The organism is Protofrankia sp. Cr1 (genome assembly GCF_963555865.1).
Taxonomy (GTDB): domain Bacteria; phylum Actinomycetota; class Actinomycetes; order Frankiales; family Frankiaceae; genus Protofrankia.
The window spans coordinates 1,881-2,846 of sequence record NZ_CAUVXO010000441.1; the positions used below are offsets into that span (position 1 = coordinate 1,881).

Consider the following 966-nt stretch of genomic DNA (forward strand, 5'->3'; position numbering starts at 1 on the left):
GGCCTCGCCGCGAGAGGTAGCGGCAGTCGGGTCCGGCCTCGCCCTTCTGGGGTGACCGCGTCAGCTGGGTTGGCTGGGGAGTGCGAAGTCGAGCGGCGACGTCGGCGTAGCGTCCGACTGGGACGAAGTGCACGCCGTCGAACGCTCCTGAGCTTCGGATCTGGTCGATCATCGTGAGGGCGAGGTCCACGCCGGCGTCTCGGTCGGTTTCGAGGTCGTGGATGAGCTGGTCTGGGACACCGATTTCGGGGACGTCCGCTGCGATGCGCTGTGCCATCTTGCTGCTCGCCATCACCATGACTCCGGCGAAGAGCCGGCCGGTGTAAGTGATCGATTCGCGCCAAGCGAGGAGAGCGTCGATGTCGTAGTTGACCTGGACCAGGAGGAAGTCGGCTGAGGTCTTCCAGTCGGGGACCGGGCTGCCGGCCCGCAGGGTCGCGCCGACGCGGAAGTCACGTTCGGCGTAGGCGTGGGCTTCGTCGATCATCCGGCGCACGGTCAGGTCGGTCGATCGGGTGCCTTCGCTGGGTTCGTCGCCGCGGACGAACAGGAAGTCGTTGACGCCGTAGGCGGCGGCGGTGAGCAGGTCCCGGCGGAAACCGAGGAGGTTGCGGTCTCGGCTGTTCACGCAGGCCACCGCTGGGGCGCCGAGTGCTGCGACTTCCTGGGCGACGGCGATGCTGGAGACGGTGGCGCGGCCGAGGTGGTTGTCCGGGACGAGGAATGAGTCGGCGACGCCCGCCAGGACGGCGATCTGGCGACGGACGCGAGTCAGGTCTGGCCCGGTGGCCGGCTCGATCTCGCACATGATGTCGAAAGCACTCGCCTGATTCGTCACCGCCAGAGTCTGTCAGCCAGCAGCTCCTTCGAACAGGTCGGAAAGGATCTCCCAGGAGTCCTAGTCGATGACGAGTACCTTCGACGCGTGAGCCAGGATGGCGAGAGTGCCTGCAGCGCAGCCAGTTT

General features: G+C 66.9%; 1 protein-coding gene. It reads right to left on the reverse strand.

The window, feature by feature from the left end:
• Positions 1-808, reverse strand: an 808-nt coding sequence (locus U9980_RS23220; protein ID WP_416210365.1) for a methylenetetrahydrofolate reductase, incomplete at its 3' end; no start/stop codon positions are given.
• Between the last annotated feature and the right edge of the window lie 158 nt (positions 809-966).